Annotated in this window: 24 protein-coding genes and 1 pseudogene; 14 read left to right on the top strand and 11 right to left on the bottom strand. The window is 34.9% G+C overall.

From position 1 onward, the window contains the following. Together CIL05_RS14220 and fadH are read right to left on the bottom strand one after the other, a co-directional pair. Positions 1 to 187 (bottom strand): helix-turn-helix domain-containing protein (locus tag CIL05_RS14220; RefSeq protein ID WP_165769133.1); only part of this gene is annotated, 187 nt, incomplete at its 3' end. A gap of 240 nt (positions 188 to 427) precedes the next feature. Continuing rightward, positions 428 to 1,195, bottom strand: a complete 768-nt coding sequence (gene fadH, locus CIL05_RS14225) for a 2,4-dienoyl-CoA reductase (protein WP_095656216.1) — start codon at positions 1,193 to 1,195, stop codon at positions 428 to 430. 166 nt (positions 1,196 to 1,361) lie between these two features. Here fadH and CIL05_RS14230 point away from each other — a divergent pair, with 166 nt between their 5' ends. From CIL05_RS14230 to CIL05_RS14250, 5 genes are all read left to right on the top strand, one after another. Further along, positions 1,362 to 2,216 (top strand): metallophosphoesterase, encoded by an 855-nt coding sequence (locus CIL05_RS14230; RefSeq protein ID WP_095656217.1) that lies wholly within the window; start codon positions 1,362 to 1,364, stop codon positions 2,214 to 2,216. Between the two features lie 82 nt (positions 2,217 to 2,298). Next, positions 2,299 to 2,535 (top strand): penicillin-binding protein, encoded by a 237-nt coding sequence (locus tag CIL05_RS14235; RefSeq protein WP_095656218.1) that lies wholly within the window; start codon positions 2,299 to 2,301, stop codon positions 2,533 to 2,535. A gap of 156 nt (positions 2,536 to 2,691) precedes the next feature. Further along, positions 2,692 to 3,270: an SCO family protein gene (locus CIL05_RS14240; protein ID WP_095656219.1), complete on the top strand. Its 579-nt coding sequence runs from the start codon at positions 2,692 to 2,694 to the stop codon at positions 3,268 to 3,270. A 221-nt stretch (positions 3,271 to 3,491) separates the two neighbouring features. Further along, complete coding sequence (locus CIL05_RS14245; protein ID WP_095656220.1) at positions 3,492 to 3,965, top strand: YkyB family protein; 474 nt, start codon at positions 3,492 to 3,494, stop codon at positions 3,963 to 3,965. 132 nt (positions 3,966 to 4,097) lie between these two features. Next, entirely contained in the window at positions 4,098 to 4,256 is a 159-nt protein-coding gene (locus CIL05_RS14250; RefSeq protein ID WP_240510203.1) for a hypothetical protein, read from the top strand. Between the two features lie 56 nt (positions 4,257 to 4,312). Here the strand turns inward: CIL05_RS14250 and CIL05_RS14255 are convergent, their stop codons facing one another. Next, entirely contained in the window at positions 4,313 to 4,645 is a 333-nt protein-coding gene (locus CIL05_RS14255; protein ID WP_095656221.1) for a hypothetical protein, read from the bottom strand. 121 nt (positions 4,646 to 4,766) lie between these two features. On the opposite strand from CIL05_RS14255, the gene CIL05_RS14260 reads away from it, so the two are divergent. Both CIL05_RS14260 and ric read left to right on the top strand, forming a co-directional pair. Beyond that, complete coding sequence (locus tag CIL05_RS14260) at positions 4,767 to 5,660, top strand: DMT family transporter (RefSeq protein WP_095656222.1); 894 nt, start codon at positions 4,767 to 4,769, stop codon at positions 5,658 to 5,660. Positions 5,661 to 5,731: 71 nt separating this feature from the next. Then, on the top strand, positions 5,732 to 6,427 hold the full coding sequence (ric, locus tag CIL05_RS14265; RefSeq protein WP_095656223.1) for an iron-sulfur cluster repair di-iron protein: 696 nt from the start codon (positions 5,732 to 5,734) through the stop codon (positions 6,425 to 6,427). 94 nt (positions 6,428 to 6,521) lie between these two features. Here ric and CIL05_RS14270 read toward each other — a convergent pair whose 3' ends face one another. After that, positions 6,522 to 6,674, bottom strand: coding sequence for an FbpB family small basic protein (locus CIL05_RS14270; RefSeq protein ID WP_095656224.1), 153 nt, complete (start codon positions 6,672 to 6,674; stop codon positions 6,522 to 6,524). 764 nt (positions 6,675 to 7,438) lie between these two features. After that, positions 7,439 to 7,609, bottom strand: a complete 171-nt coding sequence (locus tag CIL05_RS14275; protein ID WP_095656225.1) for an aspartyl-phosphate phosphatase Spo0E family protein — start codon at positions 7,607 to 7,609, stop codon at positions 7,439 to 7,441. Positions 7,610 to 7,865: 256 nt separating this feature from the next. Here CIL05_RS14275 and lepB point away from each other — a divergent pair, with 256 nt between their 5' ends. From lepB to CIL05_RS22655, 4 genes and pseudogenes are all read left to right on the top strand, one after another. Continuing rightward, positions 7,866 to 8,390, top strand: a complete 525-nt coding sequence (gene lepB / locus CIL05_RS14280) for a signal peptidase I (protein WP_095656226.1) — start codon at positions 7,866 to 7,868, stop codon at positions 8,388 to 8,390. Between the two features lie 291 nt (positions 8,391 to 8,681). Beyond that, positions 8,682 to 9,842, top strand: a complete 1,161-nt coding sequence (locus tag CIL05_RS14285) for a zinc-ribbon domain-containing protein (protein WP_095656227.1) — start codon at positions 8,682 to 8,684, stop codon at positions 9,840 to 9,842. A gap of 26 nt (positions 9,843 to 9,868) precedes the next feature. After that, a complete protein-coding gene (locus tag CIL05_RS14290) occupies positions 9,869 to 11,005 on the top strand; it encodes a S1C family serine protease (protein ID WP_095656228.1) in 1,137 nt (378 codons plus the stop codon). Between the two features lie 187 nt (positions 11,006 to 11,192). Continuing rightward, a pseudogene (locus CIL05_RS22655) lies at positions 11,193 to 11,273 on the top strand (YjcZ family sporulation protein); the annotation flags it as partial. 48 nt (positions 11,274 to 11,321) lie between these two features. Here the strand turns inward: CIL05_RS22655 and CIL05_RS14300 are convergent. Beyond that, complete coding sequence (locus CIL05_RS14300; RefSeq protein WP_095656230.1) at positions 11,322 to 12,563, bottom strand: CdaR family transcriptional regulator; 1,242 nt, start codon at positions 12,561 to 12,563, stop codon at positions 11,322 to 11,324. Positions 12,564 to 12,693: 130 nt separating this feature from the next. On the opposite strand from CIL05_RS14300, the gene CIL05_RS14305 reads away from it, so the two are divergent. The 3 genes from CIL05_RS14305 to CIL05_RS14315 are packed head-to-tail and all read left to right on the top strand — an operon-like array spanning position 12,694 to position 16,338. Beyond that, positions 12,694 to 13,860: an NAD(P)/FAD-dependent oxidoreductase gene (locus tag CIL05_RS14305; protein ID WP_095656231.1), complete on the top strand. Its 1,167-nt coding sequence runs from the start codon at positions 12,694 to 12,696 to the stop codon at positions 13,858 to 13,860. Positions 13,861 to 13,878: 18 nt separating this feature from the next. Next, entirely contained in the window at positions 13,879 to 14,838 is a 960-nt protein-coding gene (locus tag CIL05_RS14310; protein ID WP_095656232.1) for an ornithine cyclodeaminase family protein, read from the top strand. Between the two features lie 39 nt (positions 14,839 to 14,877). Then, entirely contained in the window at positions 14,878 to 16,338 is a 1,461-nt protein-coding gene (locus tag CIL05_RS14315) for a sodium/proline symporter (protein ID WP_095656233.1), read from the top strand. Between the two features lie 60 nt (positions 16,339 to 16,398). Here CIL05_RS14315 and CIL05_RS14320 read toward each other — a convergent pair whose 3' ends face one another. From CIL05_RS14320 to CIL05_RS14340, 5 genes are all read right to left on the bottom strand, one after another. Beyond that, a complete protein-coding gene (locus tag CIL05_RS14320) occupies positions 16,399 to 18,360 on the bottom strand; it encodes an EAL domain-containing protein (RefSeq protein ID WP_095656234.1) in 1,962 nt (653 codons plus the stop codon). A 29-nt stretch (positions 18,361 to 18,389) separates the two neighbouring features. Continuing rightward, positions 18,390 to 19,754, bottom strand: a complete 1,365-nt coding sequence (locus CIL05_RS14325) for a TrkH family potassium uptake protein (RefSeq protein WP_095656235.1) — start codon at positions 19,752 to 19,754, stop codon at positions 18,390 to 18,392. Positions 19,755 to 19,999: 245 nt separating this feature from the next. After that, positions 20,000 to 20,410, bottom strand: a complete 411-nt coding sequence (locus CIL05_RS14330; RefSeq protein WP_095656236.1) for a YwpF family protein — start codon at positions 20,408 to 20,410, stop codon at positions 20,000 to 20,002. 9 nt (positions 20,411 to 20,419) lie between these two features. Continuing rightward, positions 20,420 to 21,442, bottom strand: coding sequence for a GTP 3',8-cyclase MoaA (gene moaA, locus CIL05_RS14335; RefSeq protein WP_095656237.1), 1,023 nt, complete (start codon positions 21,440 to 21,442; stop codon positions 20,420 to 20,422). A gap of 26 nt (positions 21,443 to 21,468) precedes the next feature. Beyond that, positions 21,469 to 22,731 (bottom strand): molybdopterin molybdotransferase MoeA, encoded by a 1,263-nt coding sequence (locus tag CIL05_RS14340; protein WP_095656238.1) that lies wholly within the window; start codon positions 22,729 to 22,731, stop codon positions 21,469 to 21,471. Positions 22,732 to 22,740: the final 9 nt, after the last annotated feature.

Genomic DNA, 22,740 nt, shown 5'->3' on the forward strand with positions numbered 1-22,740 from the left:
CAGGAGTTGGATGCTTTATCTTTTTAAGAGCTTCTTTATCATGTTTGAGCATTTCATAGAACTCTTTTCGTTCGGCTAACATTTTGTTATATACAAAACGAACGCAACCAAATGTTTTATGCAGGAGAATTGTCTGTTCTTCTGTTGGATACAAGCGAAACTTATATGCTTTATTTTGTTTAGCCATATCAAATCATCTCGCTTCCGCCAGAATATATGTTCCCATTATATCATGATGAGGCATATTTGGCTATCACCAACCGAAATTCATCTCCCCTTACCGTTGGGCTATGCCCTTCACGCGCTTGAAGAGGGAGACTTCTTTCGGCAGAACGTTAAATAATTACCCATTATTAATATATGCCGTAAAGACAAGAGGTTGCAAAGAGAAGCGTGTTAACTGAAAGAACACGCTTCTTTTTAATTTCTAAAACGGAAATTTATTCAACCATTGTCCCCCGTCCATTGTGACGACTTCTCCATTAATATAACCGGCTTTATCTGATAATAGAAAATGTGCCAGTTCTGCAATTTCCTCAGGCTTTCCAAGACGACCAAGTGGTACAGAGTTAATTGTTCGTTTTGCCGCTCTTTCCGATTCAAATAATTTATCAGCCCCACCTGTTCGCTCAATTGGTCCCGGTGCGATGGCATTCACACGAATCCCATATTTAATTCCCCATTCCACTGCCAATGTTCTTGTCATATTCAGAACTCCCGCTTTTGCAGCTGAAGAATGAATAACACCTGCTCCGGCATTCCAGGAATATGTAGCAACCATATTTAAAATGGTTCCTTTTTTTCCATTATTTATCCAGTACTTACCAACTTCTCTACTACAATAAAATGTACCATTTAACACAATATCTATGACAGAATTCCACCCGTTTATAGATAGATCCTCTGCTGCACTAATAAAGTTTCCTGCAGCATTATTAACTAAGTGGTCAATCGTTCCATATTTTTCTATTGTTTTTTCTACCATGCGCTGAACATCTTCAGGCTTTCTAACATCCATTGGAATGATAAAAACATTACCGGTTGATATAGCTGTCAACTCATTCTTTGCAGCTGTCAGCTTGTCCTCATTTCTGCCTGTAATAACGACATTAGCACCTTCAGCAGCAAATTTTTCAGCCATATATTTACCCATTCCGCTTGAACCACCTGTTACGATTACTGTTTTATTATTCATAAGCTCCTCCTAAAATAATTACCGCTAAAATAATAATATTATGTATATTTAATATTGTCAAAGAATTTACTGATAATTAAGACAAGTACTGCAATAAAAAACTTCGAATAAATACCTTATTTCATGCTATAATTTCACTATTGGATTTAGAAAGGTTTGACTTATTATGAATCGACGTTCCTTTTTGAAAAAGGCTTTTGGGAGTTTATTGGCATTAGTTGGATTAGGTGGTGGAACCTATTATTATGCTCGTGAAATAGAGCCAACATTGCTGGAAATTAATAATAATATAATTGCATCTAAAAAAATCACATCTAAATTTAATAACTTTAAAATTATACAATTCTCTGATACACATATCGGTTTTCATTATTCGCTTAAACAGTTTAAAAAATTAATAGATAAAATAAATGCGATGAAGCCGGACTTAATAGTTTTTACAGGTGATTTGGTTGATGAACCAAATAATTATAATTGGAGCAATGATTTAATTAAATTATTGCATTCACTTGAAGCAACTCATGGGAAATATTGGATATATGGCAATCATGATCACGGTGGTTATGGTACGAACATTGTCAAGGATGTTATGGAGCAGGCTGATTTTAAGCTTTTAAAAAATAGCCACACTGTTATCGAAGTGGAAAATGAACAGATTATTTTTGCCGGAATTGATGATGTGATGCTGGGTAATCCAGATCTAAATATGGCATTACAGCATGCTAATCCGGATTTATTTACAGTTTTACTTGCACATGAACCTGACTTTGCAGATACAGCTGTTAAATTCCCTATTGATATTCAATTGTCCGGACACAGTCATGGTGGGCAGGTCAGGTTACCTTTTATTGGACATTTATATACACCGTCATTCGCTGAAAAATATGTTCAAGGAAAATACACAATAGGTAATGATAAACTTGCACTGTATGTTAATAGTGGTATTGGTACAACCCGCCTACCATATCGTTTTTTATGCAAACCGGAAATTCATTCCTATACACTCAGGGCGAAGCAGTAATTAAATAACCGGATAGCCAGGCTCCCTTTTAGTTTAGAAACATATACTATGTTGAAGAGTTTATAATGAAAGGGAGATTTCATTGAACTATCCAAACATATACCAGTATGGTTATCGATCATTTGGGGATCAGGATGAACGGGTATTCCCTGTAATACCTTTTTTAACGGGGCTTGCATTCGGTCCGTTACTATATGGAGCTTTCCATCAGGGTGGATATCATCCATATCCTCCCTATCCACCTTATCCGTCACCATATCCATACGGTTATGGATATGAACAGGGATATAATCCCTATTATCACAATGGTTATTATTGATAGTTGAGGTTTGGCCTGTAAAGATATAGGCCAAACCATTTTTAAAGCGCGTTCTATGGACATCCCTGTTCATATGATGTTAACAATTTATCCATAGTAATTTCTATATTAAAATGCTAAACTTATGGGGATTTCAAACTTACGGAGGTTGTACATATGCTTAAAAAGTACAAAATTGTACTGCCATTTTTTGTTTTACTCCTAATTTTAAGTGCTTGTGGAGATGAATATGAAGGCGATTTCTCTTACGAAGTCCAGGATTTCTCCTATACGAACCAGGATGGTGAAGAAGTTAGTAAAAGTGAGTTAGATGGCAACTTTTGGGTAGCCAATTTTATATTTACAAATTGTGAAACGGTATGTCCGCCAATGACGTCCAATATGGCTAAGCTGCAAACACAATTAGATGAAGCAGGACTTGATGATGTACGATTAGTATCCTTCAGTGTGGATCCGGAAAACGATACACCTGAAGCATTAAAAGAGTATGGCGAATCCCGTAATGCTTCCTTTGATAATTGGGATTTCCTGACAGGTTATGAATTTGATGAAATTAAGAAGTTCTCCATAAATTCATTTAAGTCTCCTTTGGAACTATTACCTGATTCAGACCAGGTTATGCATGTAACCAGTTTCTTCCTTGTTTCCCCTGAGGGCAATGCCATCAAACGTTACACTGGGACTATGGCAGCTGAAATGGAAAAAATAGTTCAGGATCTTAATAGATATAATTAATAAAGACGAAACTAAAGGATAGCCGTTCAGCGATGTATGGGATTGCACCCTGCTGGACAAAGGAAAGATTCTCCCTGTGTTAACATCTTACGAAAAAGAGTGGAAGTTATGAAAATTTCCACTCTTTTTTTAGTATTCTATAATTTTTATTTGCGTATGGACAAGCTTTACGATACGATATAGACAAGCTTTAACAAACAAAATGAAAGGAGGATAAATCAATGGAAGATTCAATCCGTATAGGTGATATTGCTAAAGCTCTGTTTACTATTAACAGACACGCAAAAACAGCACCGGAACCCCAACATCTGTATTTTATAAAAAAAGAAGCTATTACTCGTCTGTTAAAAGAAAAACGAGCTACGAAGGTAGGACTTCATTTTTCCGACCATCCGAAATTCAGTAATCAACACTCCACCCTGCTTGTACAAGTAGATAATTATTTTTTTCACATACCTCCCACTAAAGAAGACTTCAAAGAACTTAAACATTTAGGAGCGCTTGATGAAAATTTTCGTAACCCACAAACAAAGATGTCCTTATCGCAGGCTAAAAGATTAATCTATCAATATATCGACTGGAAACCAAGGAAAAAACGCCCAATCGCGCATAAACAGCAGTCATCTTCCTATTTCACCCCTTCTTCACTGGGGAAAATGGAATGGCCTCCAACGAAAACCCGTCGGAATTATTAAGCTTGAACAACATCTCCTCATAAATGTTTTAATCCTTTTATTTTAAGGTACTTAGTAATAAAAGGAGGCAGTTTGATGACAGAGCTTAAGGAATTTATGTAAGAGCTAAACCGTTATGCGAACCAGACACATATGTTAAAAGATCACTTTGAAAAACTTTCCGAGTCAGAAAAAAGATTGGTAATGGATGCAGCACCAGAAAATTTAAAATCACCAAAAGAACATTTCCACCCCGTATTTCTATGGCTTGAGAATTTGCATGAAAAACTGGGGATTAAAAATGAAGATTAGATTTTGGTTAACTTGCAAATTTATTAAATTGCGTGCGATTTAAATCGTGCGCTTTTTTATATCTTCTTTAGTAATCGTTGAAAGCCGGAATAAAATATAAGCACCACGCCAAATGCAACAAGGCATTGTAATATGATCTTCAGTAAATTATTCAATTTCTGTTGATTCCATATAAATTCCATTACGATAAAAAACAAAACGAAAATAATTAAGCTGCATATAATATAGCTTAATAATTTAGTAGATTGCAGGGCAACAAACCAGGATATAAGTGGACTAATAATAAAATAGCTTGCAATAATACTTAAGAAAACAATAAGATAGGAAACAACATCCCCGCCTATTCCTAAAAAACTAAATACTGACAAATCAATCCAGCTTTTAATCATCCAACTCTCCCCCACTTCCTTTTTATATATAGTGTTAGCAATTTCTATTTAAAACATACATAATATTTGAATAAGTTTGTTATAATCGCTTTAGATAGAATCAGAAAGGGGAAATACTGCATTGAACAAAGCTTTTATCTACATAATTATTGGTGCAGCTCTTTGGGGTACCATTGGCTGGTATGTAAAGAATTTATATGCGTTTGGTTTCACTCCTATGGAAGTAGTTACACTCAGGGCATGGTCCTCTGCTATTTTATTAGTTATTTATTTATTGATTGCTGCCCCAAAAAAGTTAAAGTTGCATACACCTGGAGATATTAAATATTTTTTGGGTACCGGTATTATAAGCATTATTTTTTTCAATTATTGTTTGTTTACTGCAATTGAATTATCAACATTGCCATTTGCAACGGCACTACTATATACAGCACCTGCCTTTGTAACAATTATTTCATTCTTTCTTTTTAAAGAACCATTGACAAGAATTAAGCTGACCGCTTTATTTGCTACGCTAATTGGAACTTGCTTAGTAGTTGGATTGATACCATTAAACCTAAAAGCATTGCAACTTACCAGCATACTTTTCGGATTGGGTTCGGGAATTGGCTATGCACTGTACAGTATTTTTAGTAAATATGCATTAAAGAAATACACAAGCTTAAGTGTTACCACCTTTACATTTGTTATTGCAGCTATTGCATTGCTCCCGTTCTTTCCCTATCAGGAAAAATTACATCTCCTGCAGGATCCAACTGTTCTTTTATATGCATTTGGTCTAGGGTTTTTGCCAACAGCATTCGCATATATTATATATACCCATGGACTAAATCAAACAGAGGCTTCAAAGGCTTCTATTTTATCCACAATAGAGCCGGTTGTAGCAACATTAATTGGTATTTTTATTTTCCAGGAAGCATTCTCAACGATCCAAATGCTTGGAATGGTATGCATTATAGGTGCAGTAATCAGTATGCAATTAAATGGACGAGCTAAAAAACAATTTGCTAAGTGATCTCTATCACGGAATAATTTAATGAAAACGGTTATCATTTATGGAGATTCATAAATAGGAGGTATAGTGATATGAGTTCATTTACTGCTGAACATACGCCAGCTGAGATAGTTAAGGTTTTTCCTAAGGCCAGTGATTTGTTTAAAGAACGGCGCATTGACTTTTGCTGTGGTGGAGATCGACCGCTTGGTACAGTATTTACAGAAAAAAACCTGGACGAAGCCATTGTCCTGTCAGAATTAAATACAGCATTTGATAGCTGGAGCAAAGAAGATCATGAAATAATTGACTGGGATCAAGTACCCCTTTCAGAATTGGTAGATCATATCGTATATAACCATCATGCATATTTAAATGAAGAGCTGCCTGCCCTTGGTCAATTTGTGACAAAGATTTTCCGTGTACATGGCGCAAAACATCCTCATCTTAAAGAATTGTATAGGCTATATAATGACTTTAAGGTAGATATGGAAGAACATATGATAAAAGAAGAAGGAGAGGTATTTCCTTTAATTAAAGAATTTGAAAAAAATCCAAGCGAAAAACTTGCGCACCATATCCATGAGGCTAATGGTGGATTAGAGGACGAACATGAGTCACAGGGAGATATTCTAAAAAGAATGAGAGTAATAACAAATGATTTTGAACCACCTGCAGATGCATGTAATTCATATCGAATCACATATGCACGATTAGCTGAACTGGAATCAGACACGTTCCAGCATGTTCATTTAGAAAATAATGTATTGTTCAAACGAATTAAATAATATTTTAGGTATTGAAAAAGGAGTAACATATTTTTTATGTCACTCCTTTTTCTAGTCTATAGCCTTTTTCATACCCTATTCCCCCTCAGAAATATTAGATACTCAATTCTTTACGTTTTTGTAATGCCAATTCTGCCTGTTTTTTCTCTAAACGCATTTCTATTTGAGAAATTCTCACTTCATCATTTAATAAATCTTGTTTATTCTGATTAACAAGTTGTTCAAAATTCATCGTTTTTGGTCGCATGTTATCCACTCCTTTTACGTTATATATTAAGTATACCCTATATTTCGCATCACAAATCGAAATTGTTTGAACATTTTGTGAAACTTTTCAATATTTTTAACACATCTGTTTTCTATAAGACTGAAATTACGGTTATTTGTCCTCGAAAAGAATCTTTTTTCCACAATAGATATAAACTGCGACGTATGCGCTTGGTTATTTTCCGCTGCGGACCGTTGCGGACCTTAGGGCACGGCTTCAGTCTCCTCGAGAAACCCACTCTGCTGGGACTTCAGACACGTGCTTTTCCCGCAGAAGTCAACGGTCCTCCGCTCCAAACAACCGCATAAATGTTCAAGTATTTGTTTAAATTAGTCAAGAAATTTATAAAAAATTTAAAGCACAATTCCAGCGGAGGAAACACATTGAAGACTCCTGCGGGAGGAAAGGCATAGGTGAGACCCCGGAGTGCGTAGCACGAGGAGGCTCACCAGCCGCCCTAAGGTCCGCGAAATGTGTTTCCGTAGCGGTAGATTTAGCACATATTATCATTAAAAGTTACTTCGCAGTTTATATCAAGTACGAAGATTATTTTAAAAAACAAAACTTAACGAAAAATTTATTAATAATCTAATACGGATTTTAAGTTGAATGAAAAGATTAAATGAAATGATAATTCGAGGTATTTTTTTCTATATCACACGGTTCATATGTATAGAATGTTATAATAGACTAATATAGAAGGACTTATCCAAATCGAAGTAAATACAAAGAGGCTAATCTGTTTACTTTTTTACATCTGATTGTTCCTTACTTTCATATAGATTCAGGAGATGATCCAACTCCTGGCTTATGGAAATTGATTCTACATTGGTAAATCCTTTTTCCAACGCTACTTTAGTCATTTCAGTTCGTAAAAATTCAATTTGTTTTAGAAGCTTTTCTGTTTCTACCATTTTAATAAAAATTACACCACCTTTTTAACATACTAGTATAATCTAGCATAATTTTACGTGCTATTACAAGCCTTAATTTCCTTCATTTATGATTTGATAATTAATACTCGAATACTTGAAATTACTGTGCTACTATAATATAGAAATGTTTTTTGGCAGTTAAGAAAGCATAACTACTTCCTTACTGCATAAGTGCAACTATGTCATACGCCTAACCTAAAGCGTATGACAAGTTTTCTAAGAAAGGATGTCATCGTTGACTCAGGCTAAGAAGAAAAATGAGTGGCTCGAATGGGCGAAAGCCATTATAATTGCTGTATTAATTGCTCTATTTTTAAGATCATTTATTTTTGCCACTTCTATTGTAGAAGGTGAGAGCATGGATCCCACACTGGAAGATGGAGAGAGAGTTATTTTCAATAAAATTGTCTATCTTGTTGATGAACCTGAACGTGGAGATATCGTTATAATTAAGCGACCTTTTAAAAATTATGTAAAAAGAGTTATCGCATTACCAGGTGAAACAATTGAAATCAATGGAAGCGAATTATATATAGATGGTGAAAAATACAAACAAAATTTTCTAAATGAAGAAGCTGAACAGCGCACCGGTAATTTCGGTCCCATTCAAGTACCAGAAGACAGCTACTTTGTTATGGGAGATAATCGTGCGATCAGTAAGGACAGCAGAAATGGGCTAGGGTTTATTCTGGAGGATGAAATTATTGGACGATCAGAATTTGTTATTTTTCCTTTTGATGAATTATCCAAAACAAGATAATTAGAAGTAGAGCCGGACATTATGCCGGCTCTTTTTTACTGCTTATTTTTCATTATCGAAAATGCAATATCCAACATTTAGTACTAAAAGGCCAAGACAAACAATACCGAAAGCTATTTCCATTGTCTAAAGCAACCCCTTTCATCATATCTATGTATTCTTAGCATATCTCAAAACCATTTATTTATAGCTTTATTCTTTTCTATCATACCAATAATTCCATCCTAAATAAAGTAAAAATATGATATTATGGTAGAAAGACTACACCAATGATAAAGTAGGTGACAATAAATGCTTCATTGTCCATATTGTGGAACGAACATTAAAGAAGACGAAAGCTATTGCATTAAATGTGGAAAACAGTTACCCGACGATATAAATAACCGTTTAAAAAATAAAAAATATATAAATAAATTATGGTATCTTCCAGCTATATTAGCCGCAGTATTACTTATATCAAGTGGCATTTATTATTTGATCCTGGAAAACCAGACTGCAGAAGCCAAGAATTTATATGAACAAGGTGAGAAGCAAGTTTTGGCCGGGGACTATGAACAAGCAAGAGATTTATTTGCAGATGCATTAGAGCATAAAAAGAATTTTAATCATGCATCCACTTCCTTGGATTTTATGGATAAAGCATTGAATGTGCAAAGAACCTTAACACAATCAACTGAATTATTGAAAGAACAGGATTATCAACAAGCATTATCACTTATAAATGAAGCAGAAAATGATATGACAAACTTCAATGGTCCTGCAGTTAACGAGATAATTGACCTTATTGTTTCCACAAGAAATACGATTAAGATCGAACAATTAAAAGACACCTTGAAACAAGAACCGTCTATTGACGATTTAAAAATTTTATTATGGGAAGCAGATTCTATAAAGGACAATGAAGCAAAAAAGATTACGGCAACGATTAGAGATCAGATTATTGACTATTCCTATTCAAAAGCAAGTGAACAATTAAAAAACAAACAATTCAATGATGCACTTATATTTGTCGAGGATGGACTTAAATATGCACCAAATGCGGAAAAACTACAAAGTTTAAAAACAACTATCGACAAAGAGCAAGTAGCTTTCGAAACAGCCCAGCAGCAAAGGATTGAGCAGGCAATAAACACTGCAGCAAAAGAACAGGAAATCAATGAAAAAGATGCTATAGAGCTTGTATCCGTGGCTATCGAAAGTGATAAACAAGGAAAATTAGTTGTAATCGGTGAAGTAAAAAGTGTTGCAACTATTCCCATCAACTCTATTTTAATCGAATATTCCCTTCTGACTGAAAGTGGTACAGAAATTTTATCCAATGAGGTCTATGTCTATCCGGATAAGCTTTATCCGGAAGAAAAAGGTGATTTTGAATTTACTCATTTTGATATCGATGAAGAGAATAAAAACTTAAAAATAGAAGTAAGCAAAATAACCTGGTACACAGAATAATCAAAACAGCAGTCGAGGTGAACATCATGCGTGAAAGACGGTTTCCCCCCATATTCGTATCAATAATCCTATTAATCATTGGAATTTCTGTCTTTTTTGTTATGTATTCCCATTGGGACAGTGAAGGAGTATCAATAAGCAACCCGATTATTAACAAGGTTACGATAAATTCCGGGCAGCTCGATCTTAAGACAATCATACATGAAGCTGAAAAAAATGTGGTACAAATTGAAGGCCAGAATGAATATAATACCATTACAGGTTCCGGTTTCCTTTACAATGAGAAAGGGGATATCATCACAAATGCGCATGTAATCAAAGATGCAGATGTTATCAATATCCGAACAGCCGATGCACAAATTTATCCAGCTGCAGTAGTTGGTATTGGAGAAGATTTAGATATTGCAGTAATTCGGGTTCCCCAGCTTGCAGGGCAATCCTTCTCAACTGTCGAGAAAGAATCATTGGCAGAAATAGGTGATGAAATAATTGCATTAGGAAGTCCCCATGGTTTCCAAAATACGGTTACCCTTGGTATTATTTCAGGAACGGAACGTAATTTTTCAGTAGATGGATTCGATTATTCAAATGTATATCAGATTTCTGCACAAATAACGCATGGAAATAGTGGTGGTCCTTTGATCAATAGGGAAACCGGGAAGGTCATTGGAATTAACTCTGTCGGTACGGAAGATGGAACGATTGGTTTTAGCATTCCAATTAATGAAGTAATCGATCAAATAGAGCAATGGTCGAATGAAGCACAAAATGACAAATTAGACTTTGCAAGTACTTCTGATATCATCACACATGATCCAGAGCAATTTATTCAGGAAGCAGAATACTTAATTGATTATTTTTTGGAGAGTATTGATATCAGGGACTATGTAAATGCCTATGCATTACTTGGAAGTTCCACGCAGTCTGAAATTGCTTATCCGAAGTTCCGTGAACAGTACATTAATATTGTTGACATGAACTATTCAGAGCTGTCCAGTAAAATAACAGAGGATAATCACATCAATACAACTGTAAATGTAACGATAGAAAACAAACTGCAAAATGAGGAAGAAACATCGAAGAAAACATATAAATTTGACTTTACAACAGGGTATGAAAATGATCAATTAAAAATTTTAAATGTTAATAGTTCTGAATCCTGATAACCCCACAGTCTTTTGCCTGAGGTTATCATTGTCTTTCTCCCCTCCTTTTTTACATGCTGTAGGTAAAACGTCCATACATTTTTAGTTATTTTACATATAGTATAACTGTAACATACTGGAGGTGTTTAGAATGGGCTATGGTTATGGTGGCTGTGGCGGATATAACTCCGTTGGTGGCTATGGTGGTGGCTATGGAAATAACTTTGCGCTAATTGTTGTGCTTTTTATTCTCTTAATCATTGTCGGCGCAGCTTTTTATTGCTAAATGGAAGCTTTAGAAGCTTGTGCTATTTCCTCTTTATAGCACAAGCTTCTACTTTTTCAGTTTACTCATGTGATTTTTTAATATTAAATATAAAAATGTACAATGTTCAAAACAGCTTGTATCCAGTGTTGTAATTTTTTCTATTTTCTTTAATCGATATATTAATGTATTTCGATGAATATACAGTTCTTTTGCAGTACTGCTAATGTTCATGCTGTTACTGCAATATACCATAAAATTATTTGCTAACTCTTTAAAATCGGAATGCTCAATTAATGCCTTCAGACGAAATTCTAATTTATCCTGTAATTTTGTTTCAATTTGACTTGTTATTAATACCAACAGAATATCCCAATTATAATAATTATAGATGCGAGGTAATAATTCTAATTCATTACCGACTTTTATTAACCTTTCCGCTTCATGATAGGACTTATTTATACTAACCAAAGAAGAAGATTGATCCCCTGCGGAAATTGCCATGTTATAAATTTGATAATTAAGAAATTTTTCCATCAATTTCCTGCTTTGATATGAAAACTGTTCCATTGTCTTTATATATACCTCATCAGAGGGAATTGGCTTTAACAGCACCATTTTTCCCGTATTCAAAAAGGTGCAAATGGCATTCTCCTTACAGTTAAATATTTTAAGTGTATGATCAATCAATACGTCTTTTAAATGATCTAAAGAAATCTGTTTCTCCCCTACTCTGTTTACTAAAGAATCTCCTATATCTACAACAATACAGAAGCGGTTTATTTTACAATTAATATGAAGTATTTCACAAAACTTTTCAACCGTCTCCTTATTTACTTTTTCATTTAGTAATATATATTGAATAAAGGTTTCCTCAGTACGTTTTTCAAGCTGCTTACTCTGCCTGAAAATTGTTTCCTGCCACATCATCTCTACATATTTTTTTACTAATTTTACATGTGGCTCCACTTTTTCAGGGTCTCCGATAATCCCCAGAACTCCCAGCGTTTTATTATCAAAGATTAATGGTACAGCTATACCTGGTAAAACATTCTTCATTTTAGATATAGTTTGTTCATCAAATAATATTAACTTATTTTGTTTTAAAACAAATGAAGACGGAGAATGTAATGTCCCAATTCTGCTTGAATCACTATCCCCAATTATATAACCTGATTCATCAGTTAAACTAATAGGAAAAGGAGAAATTTCTGAAGCCGCTTTCACAATCCTTTGTGCAACTTGAACTAAACCTTCTATTACCTTCCCCTCCCCATTAAAATTATTTCTAACTTCATTATATTCTAACATAATTTTGATAATTTAGAATAAAATCGGTAGTTTTTTTGTATAAATTAACCATAGATTTTACCGTCTATATACGTTATAAATGTATATAATCTTATGAATTATTACTAAATATACTTTTGGAGGTGAAAATATGAAATATGAATCCGATATCATTGTAATAGGTGGCGGTGTTATTGGTTCTAGTATTGCATATAATCTACTGAATGATGACTATAACGGGGAAGTTACTGTTTTTGAAAAAGACAGCATTTATGAATTTTCATCCACACCAAGAAGTGCTGGAGGAATAAGACAATTATTTACCACTGCCATTAATATTCAGATCAGTCGATTTGGTTTAAAAAAATATTTAACATTTCCTGAGGATATGGCTGTTGGAAATGAAAAAGCTGAGATTGATTTTAAACAACGAGGTTATCTTTTCCTTGCCAAAAACGAAACAATAGAAGAATTAAAACAACAATGGATGCTTCAGCAAAGTAATGGCGTACCATCTGAATTACTTTCAAAGGAAGAACTATTATCCATTATTCCTGAATTAACCATAGATGACCTTAACGGAGGTCTATACTGTGGTGAGGATGGTTATTTAGATCCATATTCCGTCATGCAGGGATATGCCCGAAAATCAAAGCAGCTCGGTGCAGATTATGTTTATGAAGAAATAGATTCGATTTTGCAAAATCACGGAAAAGTCAGCGGGGTCAAGCTATCAAATGGTGATATATATGAAGCCCCAATTGTAGTTAATTGTGCTGGACCATGGGCGCCAGCATTAAGTGAGAAAATGGGATACCCCCTCCCTGTTATCCCTTTAAAAAGACAAATCATTCAATTTGATATAGCAGAAGCTTTAGTAAATGATTTACCATTAACGGTGGATCCAACAGGGGTTTATTTCCGTCATGAAGGAAAGTCTCTAATTACTGGTTTTTCTGAAACTGTACGACCAGGAATAGATTTTAAATGGAAACGTTCATTCTTTCTGGAACAATTATGGCCGATACTAAGTCATCGCATTTCCAATTTTGAACGGGCTAAAATCGTTAGTGGTTGGGCGGGGATGTACAGCCATAACACGATAGATCAAAATGCGATTATAGGAGCGCATCCAGAAGTTCATGGATACTTCATTGCTTGTGGCTTCAGTGGACATGGTATGCAGCAGGCTCCAGCTGTCGGAAAAGGATTGTCTGAATTAATACGTACTGGGCGTTACGAGACTTTAGATTTATCCCCATTGCGGTTTGAGAGATTTGCGGAAAACAATTTAATCATTGAAGGTGCAATCGTATAAAAATTGGAGCTGATTCTTATGTTATTTTTGAATAAACAGGATATTTTAAAGGCGGTTACAATGAAGGATACTATTGATGCGATTGATACCGCCTATAAATTATATGAATCACAGAAATTTCAAATGCCTACAAGAATGCAGGTTACTGATGATCCGAATACTTTAATACTAATGCCATGTATAACAGAAGATGCTATTGGTACAAAATTAGTAACTTCTTTTCCTAATAATACTAAACACCCCACACTACATGGTCTTGTTATTTTAAACAGCAGTGAGACCGGTGAAATAAAAGCTATTATGGATGGTTCATTTATTACAGGATTTCGAACTGGTGCTATTGGCGGCTCAGCCATCCGGCATTTATCTCAAGCAGATGCTAAAAAGATAGCCATTATTGGTACAGGAGTTCAAGGGTTTTATCAGGCAATTGCTGCTTGTTCACAGCGTCCAATCACAGATATTTATTTATTTAATCGTACTTATGATAAAATTCCTCTCTTTAAAGAAAATTTAGAGAAACAATTGGACAAGTCTATACGCCTGCACGCCATGAAGACTATTGAATCCGCCATTCAGGATGCTGAAATTATTATTACAGCCACAACTTCCATTACACCGGTTTTGCCGAATAATCCAGATTTACTGGATAATAAATTAATTATTGGTATAGGCTCTTTCCAACCCGAGATGCGGGAATTTCCGGAAGCTCTCTATCTCAAATCGAATCGGATAATTGTAGACTCTGAGGATGCAGTTAAGGAGTCTGGCGATATCCGAATACCTCTGGAAAACAAGTGGATTGAAAAAAGCTCTATTCAAACAATGTCATCATACCTCACAAATAAACATAATTCGACACATAAGAAAGGAATTATCTTTAAATCAACAGGAATGGCTTTATTTGATGTAGTTACTGCTAATTTGATCTATCAAAAAGCAATCGAAAAAGGAGTTGGTAACCAGTTGAGTTACTAGATTTTGAAAGCGATTTCAACAAAATCATGGAGGTAAACGATGAATATTATAGTTGTGGAATTCATTATTTATTGTGTTGTAGTACTTGGAATTGGGTATTATTTCAGTCGAGTAAGTAAAACACAATCAGACTTTTTATTAGGAGGAAAAAAGTTACCCGGTTGGGCGCTTGCCTTTTCCGAACGGGCCACTGGGGAATCTGCTTGGCTATTACTAGGTTATACTGGATTTGTTTTTATGACAGGTCTATCCGGGATATGGGTTGCAGCAGGAATTGCCCTTGGGATTATTTTTGCCTGGGTATTCCTGGCAAAAATTTTTATGCGAGAGACGGATAAATATGATGTCCTAACACTACCGGATTATTTAGCAGTACGCTTTGGACAAAAGGCTAATGTTATTCGCTGGCTTACAAGCTCACTTATAGCCGGATTCTTAATGTTTTATGTTGGTGCTCAAATGGCAGGTGCGGGTAAAATGTTATTTACTACATTTGAGATGCCGCCAGCATTAGGTATCGTCCTAGCAACAATTATTATTATTCTGATCACAGTTGCCGGAGGATTTATTTCCGTAGTATGGACAGATATGATTCAGAGTGTAATGATGGTAATTACATTAGTTGCATTGCCAATAGTTGCATTGATTTATATTAATACGAATGATTTGTCCATTACACAATCTTTAGTTGGTGCAGGTGATTCATTTGATTCCTGGTTTGGTGGACTGACTGGATTTGCACTTGGGGTATTATTCTTTAATAATTTTGCATGGTTTTTCGGCTTCCTTGGTGGTCAGCCACAGCTCAGTACACGCTTCATGGCATTAAAAAGTGAAAAAGACGCCAACCAAGGTACTGTGGTAGCAATTATTTGGACTTTCTTAGCGTATGGGGGCGCATTTTTAATTGGATTATCTGCAATTGCTATGTACGATCAGGGTTCCTTCACAGATGTTGAAATCATTTTACCAACAATGATTCTGGAATTAATGCCACCTTGGATTGCAGGTATTTTACTTGCTGGTGTATTAGCCGCAATCATTACCACTGCAACTTCTCAGCTGCTTGTGGTTACCAGCTCTGTAAGTGAAGATATTATTCACAAGGCTTTGGGAATACAGCTTACAGATAAACAATTAGTATGGATATCCCGAATCTCCGTTTTGCTATTTGGACTTATTGGGATGGTAATCGCACTTGTATCAGAATCGCTCTTGTATCTCGTAGTGAGTTGGGCCTGGGCAGGAGTCGGCTGTACACTCTCCCCTGCTATTCTGATGACATTCTTTTGGAAGCGTTACTCGAGTGCAGGTGTAGTTGCAACCGTATTGGCTGGCCTAATTTCAACTATATTATGGATAAGCACTCCATTAGAAGAAATGTTGACATCCCGCTTTACTACATTCTTTATTGCAGCATTCTTTGGGATCGTATTTAGTCTGTTACTTCCAGATAAGAAAGAAAATATTGTTACGGATACAAAAGAAGGAGCGTTATAAGCAAGAGTCATAGAAATGCCATCTCTAAAAATAAGAGATGGCATTTATTAATCAACCCAATTAGCGTAATGTAACAAGCAGCTTGGATAATTGTTCAGGTGGCAATGGTTTACTAAAATAAAAGCCTTGCATTTCATCACATTTTTCATTTTCTAAAAAGTTGAGTTGCTCCATTGTTTCCACACCTTCAGCAATTACTTTCATATCTAAAGAATGTGACATATGAATAATGGATTTTACTATTGCCGGATTTTGTTTTTGTGTATCATCCATAAACATTTTATCAATTTTCAATTTGGTGATTGGAAAAAGGCTTAAATACTTTAATGATGAATAGCCTGTTCCAAAATCATCAATCGAAACAAATACGCCAAGGTTTCTTAGTTGTTGCATTGTGGTAAGGATGTTTTTTTCATTGGTCATTGAAATGCTTTCGGTTATTTCGAGTTCCAGAAACTCTGGATCCAGCCCTGTCTCCATTAATACTTTTTCCAGCTTTTCAACAAGCCCGTTTTGATGGAACTGTTTGGCAGACATGTTAACACTAACAATTACAGGCTCAAACCCTTGATCCTGCCAGTATTTATTTTGCCTGCAGGCCTCTTCCAATACCCAATCACCAATTTCAATGATCAACCCGGTTTTTTCAGCCAATGATATAAAATCCAATGGTGGAATGTAGCCTTTCACCGGATGTTTCCAGCGCAATAATGCTTCCATCCCAACGATTTTTCCTGTCTTCAGATTTTTTTGTGGTTGGTAATGTAACTCAAACTCTTCTTTACTTAAAGCCTTGCGTAACTCAGTTTCCATTGTAAACATTGTTTTCAAATTCTCAGAAATAGATGATTCAAATACTTTATAATTATTTCGATGCTTTTCTTTGATTACAGACATAGCTGAATCAGCGTGTTTTATAAGTTCACTAGATGTTTTCCCATTATACGGAAAGACACTGATTCCAATACTGACAGATGTAAAAATTTCGTACCCATCAATTTTAATTGGTTTTTCAAATTCAGCAATCAAACTCTCAGCAAGAGATGCAGCAGCATCTTTATTAGAAACATTTCTCTGTAATATTAAAAAGTCGTCCCCACCCATTCTTGCTATAAAGGTATCTGTTTGTAAAAAAGTCTTTAATCTCGAACCACAGGCTCTGAGTAATTTATCTCCGAAATCAAAGCCCAATGTTTCATTAATTTCTTTAAAGTAGTCAATATCCAAAAAATAAACGGCAAGCAATTCATTATGTTTTGTTGCTTTTTTCATTGCATTTTTTAATACATTTATAAAAAAGTTCCGGTTTGGCAAATCGGTCAATTCGTCATAATAAGCCATATACTCCACTCGTTTTTCGTTGGCTACTTTTTCGGTAACATCCTTAATAATAGCCATACGAATAACATTCCCCTGGTTATTATAAGGATGCTGCATTATTTCAAAATCGAATGTTGATCCATTCGCTCGGATCCCAGTCAGTTCGTAGGTTTTTTCCGGATTGGATTGAACCTCCTCGGTAAAAATATAGTTACTTTTACTGTCCATAAGCTCTTTAAGTATTTTTTGCCTGATTTCTGCTTGTGAATATCCAAACATATGAGCAAATGTAGAGTCACAATCGATGATCGATTTCTCATTATAAATAATGATGCCCCCAACACTTGTATCGATAAGACGATTAATATATTTTTTTACCCCGGAAGTTTTATCATCCAAACTCAGATTATTCATAATTAAACAATAAACGCCTGGTGATACTTGAATGCATTTCGCTTCAATCAGGCTATTATTTTTGTTTTTTAATTCCATTAACTGATGTGTCTCATCCGCTGCTGATAATAGATCAAAATCCAGGTAATCATTTATGAATAATTCACTGGTACTATCCGCATTCAATAAAGTAAACGCCGGTTTATTACCATCAATTACTTCTCCATCCTTTTGAACAAAAAGAATTGGTTCTTTTAAACTGGACAGTATGTTACGTTGAAATGGTATTTCTACTTTTCTATTCTTCATAGACCTTCTCCCCTAACGAAACCCGTAAATTACCCAATTATTATTTTTTCCTTTGGATAATGATATTTTCCACTCTTCCTATTATTTTTAAAGATGAACAAAAATGTAATTATTCCTATCCTGCCGATAAACATCAGGATCATCAGTATTATTTTACTAAATGTAGAAATTTCATCAGTTATGCCAAGTGATAACCCTACAGTTCCAAATGCTGACGTAGCTTCAAATAATATTTCTGATAAAGAAAATGGTTCTATAATCGACATGACCAGAACGGAACTAAATACAAATACAATTGCCATTAGGGTAACAGTAACAGCTTTAAACAGATCCTCATCATATATTTCACGACCGAAAATCCGAATGTTTCCACCACCACGCGCATATGTAATAATAAAAATAACTACCAGAGCAAATGTTGTTGTACGAATACCTCCACCGGCACTGCTGGGTGATGCGCCAATAAACATTAACATTGACATGAACAATTGATTTCCCTCAGTCAGTTGACTTACATCCATTGTAGATAGTCCACCACTTCTTGTTGTAACAGATTGAAACAATGAATAGAAAAGTGCCTCATGCCAGGACTTACCGGCAAAGAAATTTCCAATATCAAGTAAAAATATAAATAAAGCACCTAAAATGATTAAGATTAAGAAAGTAACAGTAGTCAACTTTGTAAATAAACTAAAGCGCATTAGCTTGCGGTTTTCATATTTAGCAAATATATATTCCTTCACTTCGATTAATACCGGAAAACCAATAGCACCAAAAATAATCAGCAGCATGTTTATAAATTGTATAAAATAATCATCTTTGAATGGAACCAATGACTGTCCTGTGATGTCAAATCCGCCATTGGAAACTGCACTGATTGTTCCAAAAAAACCATGCAGATATGCTTCCTTTGCAGTCGGAAAATATTGCAGGAAATAAGTTCCTAAAATAAGAAAACCAACTAACTCAATTACTAATAAAACATAAACTATTTGCTTAATTAGGCGAACCATACCTTCAAAGGATGTTTGGTTTTGGTCTGTCATAATTAAACGCCGTTCTTTTAAACCTATTTTTTTACCCAGCAACAGCCAGATGAATGTACCAATTGACATCACACCAACTGCACCCAACTGCAGTATACATGCGAGTAGAATGATACCTGTTGTACTAAGTGTATCGGCAATTGTTATTGTACTTAATCCAGTTACACTTAATGCACTCACAGATGTAAAAAGTACATCAATGAATGCTACATCCACACCTTCCTGGTATGCAACAGGTAAAGCCATGATGCCAGTTGAAGAAAGAACCGCTATTAAATAAAAAAACAATAATATTTGTACAGGTGATAGTTTACGTATCCAACGAAAAATAAGATTTTGATGGTTCATAATTAGTACTCCCAACGACCTTATGTATTATATCGGTATGCTTTTAAAAAAGTTAATATCATTATAGCAGTCATCAACGCTAAATGCTTCCTTTTTCGGCATAATTAATGATGTATTAGGCTTCTGAAAACCAACCACACGTAAAATAACCCTATTGTCCTAACGGTCAAAATTAAAACAGACTTATTTGCATATTAATATGCAAGTATATGAAACAAGATTGGTCTAAATCAGACCAATCTTGTTTACATAATTTCTTTGAATTTATTTAATAGCTCTTCCCCTTGAAATCCCTCTTCGATTAATGCCGTCAGCTGTTCTTCAATTTTATGTTTTCTCTGATCTACAATAGTTCCCATGAATAAAATATTCATATGTGCGCCTATTTCATTTATTCCAATGATAGATGTAATAAATGTTGCAGGCTCATTCGTTTCCTTCGTTATTTTCACCTGAATAAGAATTTCCTCATCTTTTTCATCCAGATTTTTGAAGAATTCTAAATAGGAATGTTCAACATATGCTTCTATAACCCAGCGATTCTGATCATCTTCTCTATTTATAATCAATCCATCTTTTAAAGGAATTCTATTTTGAATAATATCCTCATCCTGTTGCTCAATAATTTCCAGATTATTCAATTTAAATGTTTTCATATACTCCTGTCATCCCCCAATATATGACATTTCTATTTTCTTGCGATTCTTATGTTTATTTTCAGCACGTTCGTCAGAATATCGATCTTTTCTTGTTTCCCATAATGAGGTTAATTCATTTTCCAGTTCTTCCTCGGACAATCCATTTCTTAATTTTTCTTTTATATCAAAACCACCGGAAGCAAATAGACAGGTGTATAATTTGCCATCTGCCGACAACCTTAAACGTGTACATGTTCCACAAAATGAATCCGTCACAGAAGAGATAACGCCTATCTCACCCCCGCCATCTTTATACCGGTGTCTTGAAGCGACTTCGCCATAATAGTTTTCCTCTGCTGGCTCAAGAGGCATTTCTTCATTTATTGTGTTTATGATTTGTTTTTTTGAAATAACGTTATTATAATCCCAGCCATTATGGTTACCAACATCCATAAATTCGATGTACCTAAGGATGATATCTTTTCCTTTGAAATAACGTGCCATTGGTAATATTTGACTTTCATTCATGCCCTTTTTAGCAACCATATTAATTTTTATCTCTAATCCTGCCTTTTGAGCAGCTTCAATCCCTTTTAATACGGGAAGTGTCACAACTCCCCTCCCATTAATTTGTTTAAAAACTTCATCTTCAATGGCATCTAAACTTATATTTACGCGTTTCAAGCCCGCTTCTTTCAACTTTTTTGCTCTCTTGGGTAATAAAATCGCATTTGTTGTCAATGCTATATCTTTGATCCCGGGAATTATAGTTAATTTCGCAATTAATTGATCAAGATCCTTTCTCATTAAAGGTTCTCCACCTGTAATCCGGATTTTTTCAACCCCAAGCTGTGCAAATGTTTCTGCTAAACGAACAATTTCCTCAAAACTTAATAGTTGATCTTCAGGTAGGAAAGCATAATCATTTCCGAATATTTCCTTTGGCATGCAATAGTTGCAGCGTAAATTACATTTATCAATAACAGAAATTCTCAAGTCTTTCAGTGATCTGCCGAAATGATCTTTAATTGGTGTTTTTTTATTTTCCATGTAAATCACCCCTTGTATAATTCAGACTAAAAATCTGATTGACCATACATATCATCAAGTAATAACGCTTCTACTTCATCACCGGCTTTAAAACCTCTTGTTCCACCAGGCAATACCATTAAGCAGGTTGAGTTTGCCAATGATGTTACAACATTAGATTTATCCATTCCAGCAAGGTGAACGTACACTGAAGCATTATCATAAGTTATGTAACTCCGTACAAATCTTGTAAATGGATTGGGTTTTGGAAACCCATCAGCTAATATTGCCTTTATTCGTTTTAAATAGGGTTTCTTATTATATAAATAATGCTGGATAATCGGTCTTGTAAATAATTCAAATCCTACATAACAGGCTGAAGGATTGCCCGAGAGACCAAATAATATCTTATCCTCAATTACCGCAACTGTCGTTACACTTCCAGGGCGCATTGCAACTTTATTAAAAAGCACTTCTGCTTTTAGCTTCTCATAAATGGCAGGCATTAAATCAAAATCACCTACCGAGACTCCCCCTGTAGTAATTAAAATATCGACCTCATCAAGAGCCTTTTTCATAGCTTCATAGCTTGTATCGAATTCGTCAGCCAGCTTACCATAGTATTTGGAAATACCTCCAGCCTTGTTAATTTGAGAAGCAATCATATATGCATTTGAATTTCGGATTTTTCCTGGTTTTAAGTCTTCATCCACTTCCAATAATTCCGTTCCCGTAGCTATAATTCCCACTATCGGCTTTTTGGCAACTTCTACTTGATTGTATCCGAATGTAGCCAGTAATGCTTTTACACCTGGGTTAATGATTGTACCTTCTTCTATAAGAACTTTACCTTCAAGTACTTCTGAACCTTCTTTGATAATATTCTGATCTTTATTCATTTTTCTTTTTATCGACATGAAGGGGTTATTATTTCTCTCATATGATTTACAAATCTCAAACATAGCTATACAATCTGCACCATCAGGAATCTTCGCACCTGTCATAATTCTTGTAGCTTGCCCTTTTCCTAACGTCTTTGTCGGAACCTGACCAGCCCCGATGTGTTCAACAACCTCAAATTCCATTGGGTTATTAGTGGAAGCTTTATCCGTGTCGATTGATCTTAAAGCAAAGCCGTCATATGGAGATTTATCAAATGATGGTACATTATTTTTTGCAATGATTGGCTCAGCTAATCTTCTATGATCACTTTCATGTATAGAAATTATCTCTTTTTGACCTTTCAAACGATAGTTCATTACCATTTCTACTGCTTTATTTATAGGAATTGGTTTTCTTCTTTCAACCATCAATTACCA

Source organism: Virgibacillus profundi (genome assembly GCF_002287375.1).
Taxonomy (GTDB): domain Bacteria; phylum Bacillota; class Bacilli; order Bacillales; family Amphibacillaceae; genus Virgibacillus_K; species Virgibacillus_K profundi.